Annotated in this window: 12 protein-coding genes and 1 pseudogene; 2 read left to right on the top strand and 11 right to left on the bottom strand. The window is 49.0% G+C overall.

Translation table 11 applies throughout. The features are described 5' to 3' along the window. Nucleotides 1-1,955: 1,955 nt before the first annotated feature. From KDD30_RS05755 to gcl, 4 genes and pseudogenes are all read right to left on the bottom strand, one after another. Nucleotides 1,956-3,230 carry a glycerate kinase gene (locus KDD30_RS05755; RefSeq protein ID WP_211647992.1) on the bottom strand — a complete coding sequence of 425 codons (1,275 nt, stop codon included), beginning with the start codon at nucleotides 3,228-3,230 and terminating at the stop codon, nucleotides 1,956-1,958. Nucleotides 3,231-3,494: 264 nt separating this feature from the next. Beyond that, nucleotides 3,495-4,382: a 2-hydroxy-3-oxopropionate reductase gene (locus KDD30_RS05750; RefSeq protein ID WP_211647989.1), complete on the bottom strand. Its 888-nt coding sequence runs from the start codon at nucleotides 4,380-4,382 to the stop codon at nucleotides 3,495-3,497. A 10-nt stretch (nucleotides 4,383-4,392) separates the two neighbouring features. Continuing rightward, nucleotides 4,393-5,175 (bottom strand): hydroxypyruvate isomerase, encoded by a 783-nt coding sequence (hyi, locus tag KDD30_RS05745; protein WP_211647981.1) that lies wholly within the window; start codon nucleotides 5,173-5,175, stop codon nucleotides 4,393-4,395. A 29-nt stretch (nucleotides 5,176-5,204) separates the two neighbouring features. Then, nucleotides 5,205-6,979, bottom strand: a pseudogene (gene gcl, locus KDD30_RS05740) (glyoxylate carboligase). Between the two features lie 330 nt (nucleotides 6,980-7,309). Here gcl and aceB point away from each other — a divergent pair. Beyond that, nucleotides 7,310-8,890, top strand: a complete 1,581-nt coding sequence (gene aceB / locus KDD30_RS05735; protein WP_371826082.1) for a malate synthase A — start codon at nucleotides 7,310-7,312, stop codon at nucleotides 8,888-8,890. Between the two features lie 355 nt (nucleotides 8,891-9,245). Further along, nucleotides 9,246-9,686, top strand: a complete 441-nt coding sequence (locus KDD30_RS05730; RefSeq protein ID WP_211647971.1) for a heme-binding protein — start codon at nucleotides 9,246-9,248, stop codon at nucleotides 9,684-9,686. A gap of 190 nt (nucleotides 9,687-9,876) precedes the next feature. On the opposite strand, the gene KDD30_RS05725 is transcribed toward KDD30_RS05730, so the two are convergent. From KDD30_RS05725 to KDD30_RS05695, 7 genes are all read right to left on the bottom strand, one after another. Then, nucleotides 9,877-10,206 carry a hypothetical protein gene (locus tag KDD30_RS05725; RefSeq protein ID WP_211647969.1) on the bottom strand — a complete coding sequence of 110 codons (330 nt, stop codon included), beginning with the start codon at nucleotides 10,204-10,206 and terminating at the stop codon, nucleotides 9,877-9,879. A 137-nt stretch (nucleotides 10,207-10,343) separates the two neighbouring features. After that, nucleotides 10,344-10,676, bottom strand: coding sequence for a hypothetical protein (locus KDD30_RS05720; protein ID WP_211647967.1), 333 nt, complete (start codon nucleotides 10,674-10,676; stop codon nucleotides 10,344-10,346). A gap of 25 nt (nucleotides 10,677-10,701) precedes the next feature. Then, nucleotides 10,702-11,061, bottom strand: coding sequence for a hypothetical protein (locus KDD30_RS05715; RefSeq protein ID WP_211647965.1), 360 nt, complete (start codon nucleotides 11,059-11,061; stop codon nucleotides 10,702-10,704). A gap of 55 nt (nucleotides 11,062-11,116) precedes the next feature. Next, on the bottom strand, nucleotides 11,117-11,581 hold the full coding sequence (locus KDD30_RS05710; protein WP_211647963.1) for a hypothetical protein: 465 nt from the start codon (nucleotides 11,579-11,581) through the stop codon (nucleotides 11,117-11,119). Then, the gene (locus KDD30_RS05705; protein WP_211647961.1) at nucleotides 11,575-12,180 is read right to left on the bottom strand and encodes a hypothetical protein; all 606 of its coding nucleotides are present in this window, start codon (nucleotides 12,178-12,180) and stop codon (nucleotides 11,575-11,577) included. Before KDD30_RS05705 ends, KDD30_RS05710 begins: the two co-directional genes overlap by 7 nt. An 80-nt stretch (nucleotides 12,181-12,260) precedes the next feature. After that, nucleotides 12,261-12,713: a hypothetical protein gene (locus KDD30_RS05700; RefSeq protein WP_211647959.1), complete on the bottom strand. Its 453-nt coding sequence runs from the start codon at nucleotides 12,711-12,713 to the stop codon at nucleotides 12,261-12,263. 77 nt (nucleotides 12,714-12,790) lie between these two features. Beyond that, on the bottom strand, nucleotides 12,791-13,192 hold the full coding sequence (locus KDD30_RS05695) for a hypothetical protein (protein ID WP_211647957.1): 402 nt from the start codon (nucleotides 13,190-13,192) through the stop codon (nucleotides 12,791-12,793). Nucleotides 13,193-13,495 lie beyond the last annotated feature (303 nt).

Genomic DNA, 13,495 nt, shown 5'->3' with positions numbered 1-13,495 from the left:
TGCCGAATGGCTGAACCTTGTTGGGATTTTATCTGTTCAATGATGTTTTGAACGCGCTTTGAGCCCGGCGCTCTATGGATTCCCGCCTGCGCGGGAATGACGGTAATCGTATGAATTTTATCAAGTTCGTCGTTCCCGCGAAGGCGGGAACCCAGTGACGTTGATGCGCCGAAGGCTCGTCTGAGCGCTGTGAATAATTCTACAGAATGGCTGAACCTTGCTGTGATTTGATCTGTGCAATGATGTTGTGAACGCGCTTTGAGCCCTGCGCCCTATGGATTCCCGCCTTCGCGGGAATGACGATAAATAAATGAATTTTATCAAGTTTGTCGTTCACGCACAGGCGGGAACCCAGTGACGTTCATGCGCCAGAGCCACGTCTGGGTGCTGTGAACGATTCTATAGAAGGGCTTGAACCTTGCTGGGATTTTATCTGTTCAATGATGATTTTCGTGCGTTTTTAACCCAGCGCTCTATGGATTCCCGCCTGCGCGGGAATGACGGTAGGGCGATGAATTTAAAATGATTTGTCGTTCCCGCGAAGGCGGGAACCCAGTGACGTTGATGCGCCGGAGGCTCGTCTGAGCGCTGTGAACGATTTTACAGAACGGCTGAACTTGGCTGTGATTTGATCTGTGCAATGATGTTGTGAATGCGCTTTGAGCCCTGCGCCCTATGGATTTAAAATGATTTGTCGTTCCCGCGAAGGCGGGAACCCAGTGACGTTCATGCGACGGAACCTCATCTGGGTGCTGTGAACGATTTTACAGAAAGGCTGAACTTTGCTGGGATTTTATCTGTTCAATGATGTTTTGAATGCGCTTAAAGCCCGGCGCTTTATGGATTCCCGCCTTCGCGGGAATGACGGTAATCGTATGAGTTATATGAAATTTGTCGTTCCCGCGAAGGCGGGAACCCAGTGACGTTGGTGCACTGAAGGCTCGTCTGGGTGCTGTGAACGATTCTACAGAATGGCCTGAACCACGTTGAAATTTTATCTGTTCAATGATGATTTGAATGCGCTTAAAGCCCGGCGCTCTATGGATTCCCGCCTGCGCGGGAATGACGGTAAGGTGATGAATTTAAAGTGATTTGTCGTTCCCGCGAAGGCGGGAACCCAGTGACGTTCATGCGCTGAAGCCACGTCTGAACGCTGTGAACAATTCTACAGAATGGTCTGAACCACGTTGAGATTTTATCTGTTCAATGATGATTTTCGTGCGTTTTTAACCCAGCGCTCTATGGATTCCCGCCTGCGCGGGAATGACGGTAATCTCATGAATTATATGAAATTTGTCGTTCCCGCGAAGGCGGGAACCCAGTGACGTTCATGCGCCGGAGCCACGTCTGGGTGCTGTGAACGATTCTATAGAATGACTGAACTTCGCTGTGATTTTATCTGCTCAATGATGTTGTGAACGCGCTTTGAGCCCAACGCCCTATGGATTCCCGCCTGCGCGGGAATGACGGTTTTTTGCTTTTGCGATATCAAAAGGAATCACAACCCCCAGGGAAAAATTCATGGATGAATTTTTAGGTTGTCGGCGTTGGGAACGCCTACAACCGGCCCGGCCTACACCAGAGAAACAAAAGGCATTTCTGGGTACTCTTTGTGCCAGCAAAGAGTATCTGGCGCGTATGAAACAATGTTCAATTTTACACTGAACTCAAGCGCGACATACCCGCACAATTTTAGACATGCACTCGTTGACTGGACACTCGTCTGCGCAGGAATGACGGTAATCGCATGAATTGTATGAATTTTTATTGAGAATAACGGTGAATAGAAATTGATATCAAAAAGGAGTAACGACAATTCACTCAGTGAGAAATAAAAAAAGGAATAGTGCCGCTGACACTATTCCAAAAGGGCACACAGTCTCCAAGGACAAAGAAAACTGTGCCTACCGTTGCCTCTTACAACTTACAACATCACTCAAGGAGTAATTCTGGGTTCACGCTTCCTTCGGAAGAATCAGGATGGCGCGAAAATCGTTTACATTCGTTAAAGTCGGACCTGTGGTTAACAATGAATCCAATTGTTTGAAGAAAGTGTAGCCATCATTGTTATCCAGATAATCCTGACTATTCAGTTCCAGGGCCAACCCCTGAGGGTAGCTCTGCGGATTCAGCACGGCACCGGCATTGTCTTCAACGCCATCAATCCCATCGGTATCAGCTGCCAGTGCATAAATCTGCGGATGACCCTGCAGTTCATGGTACAGACTCAGCAGAAACTCACTGTTTCGCCCGCCACGGCCTTCACCGCGAACCGTCACTGTGGTTTCTCCACCAGAGAGCAGCACACAAGGGGCCTGGAAAGGTTGTTCTCGTTCCGCGATTTGTTTGGCCAGTGCAGCATGCACTTTCGCAACGTCACGCGATTCACCTTCAATACAATCACTCAGAATATGGGCAGGAATCCCCCATTTCCGGGCTTCATCTGCCGCAGCTTCCAGCGATAGTTGTGGGCTGGCAATCAGTTCAAATGATGCACGCGCAAGACAAGGATCCCCCGGCTTCACCGTTTCTGATTCCGGGCTGTGCAGCCAGTCCGTTACGGAATCGGGCACACTCACCTGATAACGGCTGAGAATTTCCAGCGCATCTTTGCTGGTTGTCGGGTCCGCCACGGTCGGGCCAGATGCAATGACGGTTGCTTCATCGCCCGGCACATCTGAAATTGCCAGTGTAATCAGTCTTGCCGGTGCGACGGCTTTCGCCAGCTGGCCGCCTTTAATGGCAGACAAATGCTTACGAACGCAGTTCATCTCATCAATGGCTGCCCCTGATTTCAGCAGTGCTTTATTGATCTGCTGTTTCTGAGAGAACGTGATGCCGGGAGCAGGCAGACTCAGCAACGCTGACCCGCCACCGGAGAGCAGACAAATCACCAGATCGTTTTCGTCCAGCCCCTGCACCAGATGCAGCATTCGTTCTGCCACTTCGCGGCCTGCATCATCAGGCACCGGGTGTGCCGCTTCGATCACTTCTATCTGCTGACACGCTGCGGTATGGCCGTATCGCGTGACCACCAGACCTTCCAGCTCGCCTTCCCAGACGGCTTCCAGTGCATTCGCCATTGAGGCTGCTGCTTTTCCCGCACCAATGACGACAGCTTTCCCTGTTTTATCTTCTGGCAGGTATTGCGCTAACGTTTCACCAGGCAGCGCCTGTTGTACTGCACGATTAAACAGTGCAGTCAGAAATGCATGCGTTTCCATGTGCATGTTTTGCTCCACGTCATAGTTGTTCCCGGTGGTGCTCACCAGGGGAAAAAACCCGAAACCGTCACTGTCACCCACACGATATCGAACTGGTCGGGGCCAGCTGAGCCACCTCTGACAAGCAGCCAGCCCCTTTAATCCAACCCGCGGTTTCGGGACCACATAACCAAAGGAGACTCAAAAATTGTTATGTGACGAAAAATATGAGGGTGCAGCCACAGCTGCTGCTGCACCCTGTTACGGCACGAAAGGCCGCCAACGTTCTGATTACTGGCGGATATTATGATTTGCCAGTTCTTCAATGGCGCGAATCATTGCTGAGTGGTCCCAGCCTTCGCCGCCCAGTTTCACACAGGCATCAAACAGATTCTGCGCAGACTGAGTATTTGGCAGCGACATACCCAGTGCTTCAGCACCCGAGAGTGCCAGATTCAGGTCTTTCTGATGCAGCTGAATGCGGAAGCCCGGATCAAAGGTGCCTTTCACCATACGCTCACCATGCACTTCCAGCACTTTCGAGTTGGCAAAACCGCCCATCAGCGCTTCACGGACACGCGCAGGATCGGCACCGGCTTTAGAGGCGAATACCAGCGCTTCTGCAACCGCTTCAATGTTCAATGCAACGATGATCTGGTTTGCGACTTTACAAATCTGGCCTGCGCCATTTTCGCCCACCAGATTGATGTTCTTACCCATGATTTCAAACAGAGGCTTGGCTTTCGCAAAACCGGCTTCGCTGCCGCCCACCATGATGGTCAGCGTGGCGTTGACCGCACCCACTTCACCACCGGAGACTGGCGCATCCAGATAATCGGCACCCGTTTCTTTTACACGCGCTGCAATGGTCTTGGTTTCAATCGGCGAGATTGAACTCATATCAATAACTGTTTTACTGGCATCCAGCGCTTGTGCAACGCCATTTTCACCAAACAGAACGTCTTCGACCTGAGGTGTGTTTGGCACCATCAGAATGATATATTCTGCGGCTTCTGCAGCGGCTTTTGCTGAATGAACAACCTGAGCGCCATTCGCCACCAGATCAGCCGGTGCTTCATTGTAATGGTCAGAGAAAATCAGTTGATGCCCTGCTTTTTGCAGGTTCTCTGCCATAGGTTTACCCATGATACCGGTGCCGATAAATGCGATAGTCGTCATGATTCTCTCCTTAGATTTGATTGTATGCTTTCAGCCAGCTCAGGCCTTCTTCAGTCGTGGTTTGCGGCTTGTATTCACAGCCCACCCAGCCTTCATAGCCAATCTCGTCCAGATGCTGAAACAGAAAGGCATAGTTAATTTCACCGGTGCCCGGCTCATGGCGGCCCGGATTGTCAGCCAGCTGAACATGGCGGATCTGGCCCAGTTCGCGACTCAGCGTGGTCGCCAGATCGCCTTCCATGATCTGCATGTGGTAGATGTCGTATTGCAGTTCCAGATTGTCGCTGCCGACTTTCTCAATAATATCCAGCCCCTGACGGGTGTTATTGAGGAAGAAACCCGGAATATCACGGGTGTTGATTGCTTCAATCACCAGGTGAATGCCGGCTTTTTTCAGTTCGGCCGAAGCAAAACGCAGGTTGTCGACAAACGTTGCTTCCGCCTGACCCGGTGTCACGCCAGCCGGGACGATGCCCGCCAGACAGTTCACCTGTGAACAGTTCAGCGCTTTGGCATAGCGAATCGCTTCCGGCACACCGGCACGAAACTCTTCCACACGCTTTGGATCGACTGCAATCCCGCGGTCGCCAGCGTCCCAATCCCCCGCAGGCAGATTGAACAACACCTGAGTCAGACCCAACGCATTCAGTTTGGCCTGAATTGCCTCCGCTTCGAAGGCATAAGGGAACAGGTATTCCACGCCACGGAAGCCCGCCTTTGCGGCGGCTTCAAAGCGGTCCATAAATGGAACTTCCGTGAAGAGCATGGACAGATTTGCTGCTAATTTCGGCATGTCACATTCCTTTTGCTATTCGTGGCACATTATTGGTTGAACGTAATGGCAGTGGGTGCGTCGTCCTGACTTTCAGCCAGTGCTTCGAATTCATTGATGCCGTCAATTTCAACGCCCATGGCAATGTTGGTTACACGCTCAAGAATCACTTCCACCACAACCGGCACCTGATGCTTGTTCATCAGCACCTGAGCTTCACGCAGTGCATCTGCAATCTTCTCGGGATCCGTAACGCGAATCGCTTTACAGCCCAAGCCTTCAACCACAGCAACGTGGTCAACGCCATAACCGTTCAGTTCAGGAGCATTCTGGTTTTCAAACGCCAGCTGCACACAGTAGTCGATATCGAACTGGCGCTGCGCCTGACGGATCAGTCCCAGATAAGAGTTGTTCACCAGCACATGGATGTAAGGCAGGTTGAACTGCGCACCCGCAGCCAGCTCTTCGATCATGAACTGGAAGTCGTAGTCACCAGACAGAGCAACCACAGGACGCTTCGGATCGGCAACCCGGACACCCAGTGCAGCCGGAATCGTCCAGCCCAGCGGGCCAGCCTGACCACAGTTGATCCAGTGATTTGGCTTGTAGACGTGCAGGAACTGTGCGGCTGCAATCTGAGACAGACCGATGGTGCTGACATAACAGGTGTCTTCACCAAAGACTTTGTTCATCTCTTCGTAGACACGCATTGGCTTGACCGGGGTTTCGGTATAGTGCGTTTTACGCAACATCGTTGCTTTGCGTTCCTGACACTCACCCACCCAGGCACTGCGATCCACCAGTTTGCCCTGTGCTTTCATGTCGCGCGCAACTTCAACCAGCAGTTCCAGCGCTGCTTTTGCATCCGAAACAATCCCCAGATCCGGGCAGAACACGCGGCCAATCTGGGTCGGTTCAATATCAATGTGAACAAACTTACGGTCTTTGGTGTACACATCGACAGAACCAGTATGACGGTTTGCCCAGCGGTTACCAATCCCGAACACAAAGTCTGACGCCAGCATGCTGGCATTCCCGTAACGGTGCGCCGTTTGCAGGCCAACCATACCGGCCATCAGTTCGTGATCGTCCGGAATCGAGCCCCAGCCCATCAGTGTTGGAATCACGGGTACGCCAGTGATTTCAGCAAACTGCTGCAGCAGATCAGAGGCACCGGCGTTAATCACACCACCCCCGCAACAATCAGGGGTTTCTCCGCTTCATTCAGCATCGACAGGGCTTTTTCAACCTGAGCACGGCTTGCCGTTGGCTTGTAGGGCTCCAGCGGCTCATAAGTGTCGATATCGAACTCAATCTCAGCCAGCTGGACATCGAGCGGCAGGTCAATCAGTACCGGTCCCGGACGGCCGGAACGCATCAGATGAAAGGCGTGCTGGAATGCACGAGGCACCTGAGCTGGTTCCAGCACTGTGGTCGCCCACTTGGTGACTGGCTTCGCAATACTTTCGATATCTACGGCCTGGAAATCTTCTTTGTGCAGACGCGCACGCGGCGCCTGACCGGTGATACACAGAATTGGAATAGAATCCGCCGCGGCCGAATACAATCCGGTGATCATATCTGTACCCGCTGGGCCGGAAGTCCCGATACAAACACCGATGTTACCTGTGTTCGTGCGGGTGTAGCCTTCAGCCATATGAGACGCACCTTCAACATGGCGAGCCAGAACATGATCAATGCCACCCAGCTTTTTCAATGCTGCATACATTGGGTTGATTGCTGCACCTGGGACACCAAATGCCTGAATAACCCCTTCTTTTTTCAATACTTCAACGGCGGCTTCAATTGCCTTCATCTTCGCCATATTGCCTCCTGCATAATTGTATACAATGTTGTGTATGATTGTATTCTAGACATAGTAAAATGATCTTAGCAAGGGCCATGATTCAATTTAAAACAAACTTCATGTTACCAATCAGGATAAAGTTATTTTAAAACAACCTGTTAATACCAAAAAATAAGATACATAAAAACAACATCAGATTTACATCATGATAAAAACAACTTTACGTCTGCTAGCCTGATGAGGTATAGATAATAGGAAAATTATAAGATGTATACAAAACGATAGACCGTTTGTTCTAAGGAGACGCAATTGGATACCCAACAACCTCATGAGGCACAAGCCGAATCCCTGCAGCTCGCTGTTGATTCACTGTCACCCGACTATCAGGCGATCCTGAGCGATGAGGCCATGACATTTCTGACCGCGCTGGTCAGCCAGTTTTCTGGTCGTCTGGACAATCTGCTGGCCCGACGTGAAGCCAGACAAGAGGAATTTGACCAGGGCAAACTGCCGGGCTTTCGTGCTGATACCGCCGCGATCCGAAATGATAAAAGCTGGCAGATCGCCGGGATTCCTCAGCCTCTGCAGGATCGCCGCGTTGAAATCACCGGACCGGTAGACCGCAAAATGGTGATCAATGCACTGAACTCTGGCGCCAAAGTCTTTATGTGTTGTTTCGAGGATGCCACTGCGCCGAGCTGGGACAACATGGTGCAAGGCCAGATCAACCTGCGTGATGCCAATCTCGGCGACATGCGTTATGTCGACGAACGCCGCCAGAAGGAATACATCCTGAATGATCAGCCGGCGCTGCTGATTGCCCGTCCGCGCGGCCTGCACTTGCCTGAACAGCACATTCAGTATCAGGGCAAAGCGATTCCAGGCTGCCTGATGGACTTCGGCCTTTACTTCTTCCATAACTACCAGTCCCGTGCCCGGAAAGGCCTGGGCGTGTATTACTACCTGCCAAAACTCGAATCCATGGAAGAAGGTGAATGGTGGGCAGATGTCTTCCGTTTCACTGAAAACTACTTTGGCGCGCAGACCGGAACAATTAAAGCAACAGTGCTGATTGAAACCCTGCCTGCCGTCTTTGAGATGGATGAAATCCTGTATGCGATGCGCGACTACATTGTCGCGATGAACTGTGGCCGCTGGGACTACATTTTCAGCTACATCAAAACCCTGAAACAACATAAAGACCGCATCCTGCCGGACCGTCATGACGTCACCATGGCGCAACCCTTCCTGACCGCGTACAGCCAGTTGCTGATTGCGACCTGTCATCAGCGTGGCGCGCTGGCTATGGGCGGAATGTCTGCCTTCATTCCGAGCAAAGATCCGGAAGAGATGAAACAGGTTCTGGAAAAAGTCATTGAAGACAAAGAGCGTGAATCATCCAACGGGCACGACGGCACCTGGGTTGCGCATCCGGGGCTGGTTGAAACAGCCATGACGGTCTTTAACCAGCGTCTGGGCGGTAAACCGAATCAGCTTGATTATCTGCCACCGGCAGCAAACGACATCAAAGCAGAAGATCTGCTGGCGCCTTGTGAAGGCCACAGAAACGAAGCGGGTGTACGCAAGAACATCCGGATTGCGCTGCTTTATATCGAAGCCTGGATCCGTGGTCTGGGTTGTGTGCCTATCCATGGGTTGATGGAAGACGCAGCCACCGCCGAGATTTCACGTGCCAACATCTGGCAATGGATTCACCACGGCGTCACGCTGGATGACGGTCAGCTGTTTACCACAGCGCTGTTCCGGACCTGGCTGGCGCAGGAAGTGGCCAGCCTGAAACTGGAGCTGGATGCGAATCACCCGCAACGCCGGTTTGATGATGCAGCGCAGTTGTTTGATGAGCTGTCGACCTCAGACGAGTTTGCACCATTCCTGACCCTGCCAAGCTACCCGCTGCTGGTGAGCTGATCCGAAGCTCAGGGCGTTATCCCAGGGCGACGAGGGTGTTGACTGTAGACTTTGTCACACAGTGATACCTATCAAAGTCAGTCAGTGTTCAGAAATAGCGCAGGAAAAATGATTGAGAACAAGGCAGATTTTTAGATCAGTAGTCACTCTACAATCAAAAAATCTAACGCAGTAATCGAGCATTTGAACAAGCTAGGATGACCCGTGATTGACTGCGATGGGTATAAATCAGTCACGTCGCCCACCGGGCAGGATTGGTGGCACAGAGAACAGAATACCCGGCAGCCACAGTAAAGGTTGCCGTTTGAATCAAAAGCATTGTTTTGTCAGTTAATTCTTGATCGGAGGGATCACTATGAGCTTAACATTGGAAGATGCACTGGTAATTACCAAGGGCGCATTCAGCACTGCCCTGACCAAAGGTGCTGCACCCCTGACCGTCGCTGTACTCGACAGTGGCGGTAAACTGATTTCCCTGCAGCGTCAGGACGGTTCGAGCATGTTGCGTCCTGAAATTGCAATCGCAAAAGCCTGGGGCGCACTGGCACTGGGCTGTTCTTCACGCAAACTGGCGCTGGATGCGCAGCAGCGTCCGGCATTCATGTCGGCGGTGAATGTGCTTGCAGAAGGAAACCTGCTGCCCGTCCCTGGCGGGGTTCTGATTCGTGGTAACGATCAGTGCCTGCTGGGCGCCGTCGGCATCAGTGGTGATTTATCAGAGCTTGATGAGTTCTGTGCCATCGCCGGGATTAAAGCTGCAAATCTCATCCCAGATGAAGTCGAAGCAGTTGAGTAATACCAATCAAAGTCAGTCAATGATCAGAAATAGCGCAGGAAAAATGTTTGAGAACAAGGCAGATTTTTTAGATCAGTAGTCATTCTACAATCAAAAAATCTAACGCAGTGATCGAACATTTGAACAAGCTAGGATGACCAGTGATTGACTGCGATTGGTATAATGTCTCATCACAATAAAAAAAGGGCCATCATCGATGGCCCTTCATCCATTTCTCGGACTGCCGGAGACTCAGTAAGACATAAAACATTGCCCAGGCAGAAATAAAGAAGACGTTCCATTGCGAGAACACCCGAGACATCAGCGCAACACCCAGGCTTCCCCATAAAATGATGTGCACATAACTGCGAGCCCCTGGGAATTGAGCAAAGCGACGAAACCAAGGCAATCCCCGGACCAACAACATCACCACACCCAGCGCCAGCAACGTGAGAGCCACTTTTCCCCAAATCAGAAACAAAGATGGGCAAAGCAGCACCGCATCAGTACACAGCAATTCTTTCGCGGAAATTTGGTTCATGCATTTCCCTGCTCTCTCACCCACCTTCAAATCAATTGATAGTGCGTGTTTGAGATCACCCTTGAAATAAGATTGAAGCGCATGAAACTAACATAAAGCATCAAACCAACCGAGCGGTTTATTCGTGTCAGATTGTTTTATCCAACCCGGTGAGTTCTGATCCAGGTCCCTGAGCAGGTTCCATCTTTATCGTAACCAATATTAACCAGTTTACCTGTAGCGTAAGCCGTCAATAAACGGGATAAAACCTGGTGGCGGGTTTCGGATGGCACACTTGCATCGACCGAAAAATAACCCGGTTTACACGTCGGATGTGAGGCTGGCTGGTTATTTAACCGGAACAGAATAATATTACTTTCGGTGTAGGTTAACACTTCAGTCACAACCCCTCTTATGTTCGCATTGTACTCTGCATAAACATGCGAAGGTGAACAGGCGACTGCTGCGAGAAATAGCACGAATTTTTTCATTTTTCTTCCCTTTTTTAAATTGAACTTACCAAACCTGGAAATAATACACTTTATCTTCTGGCACGACCCAATCACCAATATCATGACATCGGCCACCACTCTGATTTCCGGAAATAGATGGGTGATTGTAATAAATGACCACAGATTGGTTCGCCATCTTGGCTGACAGCGCAGTCGAAATCCATGCTTTGCAATATTCCTCAGAGACATTGCACAGTTTATGCACCCCAAAACCATTGCTGACATGCAGCGTTGAGGTATCAATCCCAAAGTGCTTGATTTCACCAACACAGGAGTAGTTGGCCTGGGCCAAAAAAGGTGCAAACAGTAGTGAAAAAACGAGCATTGATCGTTTGAAATTATTTCTTACAAATCTATATAGCATACGATAAACATCCACTGGAAAAATTAAAAAATCATATAACACATTGACTTAAAACTTAACTTTCAGGAGAAATAGGATATCCAACAGGCTGTTTTATTTTCTGAATATCAACTATTGATTCAGAAGGAAAACGTAAATACATATTATTATCCTTCTCAATCTGAAAGTAAAACTGGTGTTTACTTACACTGAAAAACGATCCAGGAACATCCTTAACATACCCCTCAGGTATGCCATAACCTCTTCGACCGAAGATATATGTCATTGTATCTCCCATCTGAAAAACCTGTAGGGTAGGAAAGGAAACCCCTCTATATTCTTCCCATTTCATTCGCCCCAGAATATCTTTATCTAAGATAAAAAACTCATCTCTAGGTAAATTGACAACACTATCTTTAAGTATTATAGAAAGATCGTTTCCCGTATTATTAAATATTATAATCTCTTCATATTTAGGGCCCCCTTGAAGAAGCAATAAGCACATAATATAAAATAATATCTTGATGCTATTTCTTACCATGCTGTTGGTCTCCTTCTGTGTGGGCCTCGCTCTAAAAACGCTGAGCCTCCATGCCAATTACCATTATTTATAAGCCCTGACAATCCTGATACGATATGTGCCGGAAAATAAAATGGACCTAATATCTGAGCTTGATAGGTGTGTTGCATCTCTTCAAAACCTAAGGTATGTGCACCATTATATCTAAGAGATGTTGGCTGCATCTCTGTACTATTACCATAGACAATTACATTTCCTAAAGTCATTGCGCTCAGCATTAATGGATTATTTTCAAATTGTATTGCATTATTATCAAAACTTATACTCGGTTCAGCTGTGTATAAGCCAAAAAATTGTCCAACCTCTCCAATCAAATGCCCTAACCCTCCATAGATAAGACCAATAATGGTATTGGGTAATGACCAAATCTTCCCGATATAATCCACAGAAACATTCAATGGTCTATTCCTTTTTTTATTATCGCTATTACTCTCTTGAGAACTATCCGAGTGTATTTCATCATTAAACAACCTCGAAAACGCACCTGACACAGCACCGTTCTCAAATTTTCCACCGCTAAGCGCAGATCCAGTCCCGCCTAACACCGCTGCAGCAGCCACACGGCCCATCACTGCAACGCCACCATCTCCGGTTATCCTTGGGAGCAAACGCCTGGGTCACCGCAGCTGACCGAAATCCATCACCAAATTTTCCTCCTCCCATGACTGAGGAAACGCCACCCGCAATACCGTGAACCAGTGTTTTTGTTGCCCAAACAGTTTCCCAAAATACAACTTTTGCATTTGAAAAATGCATTACCAATCCCCATAAACATCAAGCTTGTCGCTACAGATGTTAACGCACCTCTAACCCCGACCTGCGCATACCCAAACATCGCAGCCATTCCCATTGCTAGCCATGGCCCTGCACCAGTAACTAAAGAAGCCATGGTGATTAAAGCAATCTGTACAATCGTCAACGCATATTTATTTAAAAAACGCCCAATTTCTTTAAACAGCTTCTTAAAGAAATGGCCACTCGGGTCGTTGTACTTCATCGGGTTATTCAGCACATAACTATAGCGGTTGAACGACTGGCTATTGTCTGGTGCCTGCATCTCTCCAAAAGCAGCACCAGCGATACCTCCAAGCAATGCAGACTTAAAGGATCGGCCGGTAATCGCTCCACCAATCGCGATATTTCAAATGTTTGTCCTCACAACTCGGCGGATCATTGTCCGCCTTGGTTCAAAGAACATTCCCTCTGCGTAGAAAAATGGATACCAGAACCATCTAAAACCCAGACCGGATCCCCCTTTTCTTTAGTCGATCTTTCCAAGAGCTTATCTATCGCTTCCTTATCCAGGTTAATCTCAACTTTGTTTTCAACCTCAACAACTATCCGGTCGATACCAACCTCTTTTGATCTTACGCCAAATCTTCCAATCTCCGAAGCCCCTACAGAAACTGTTCGACATGATGGCCATGTCTCTGAATATTTTGTCCTATCGCCATATATAATCGAGACTTTTATTTCAGTAGGAAACTCATTTCTGAGCGTTGGCCCAGGGAAGCTATCGCAACCAAGTAGCACAGCACAGTTCAATAGTAAGGACATCATTTTTTTTACCATGGCCACCAACCTCCGTTCCCCCTGCCATAATTTTATGGCTGCATTCTCAAAGGGATTTCCTGCCGGACCAGATATTTCCCCTCCAATAAAATATGTCGGTAAAAATAACGGCCCTAGTGCCTGATATGGATACGTATGCGCTTTTTTGTGTAATCCAAATTGAACACTGTAATCCCCATACGAACGATACTTTGACGGCCCAGTACCTCTGCCATAATAAATGGTATTCCCAGTGTAATTGTAGTATTGGACAGGGTGAAAGGATTATCTATGAACTGAATAGCCTTGTTGCCGACAGTGATA

The organism is Photobacterium sp. GJ3, assembly GCF_018199995.1.
Lineage (GTDB): Bacteria > Pseudomonadota > Gammaproteobacteria > Enterobacterales > Vibrionaceae > Photobacterium.
This window is presented reverse-complemented; position numbering and strand designations above follow the sequence as displayed.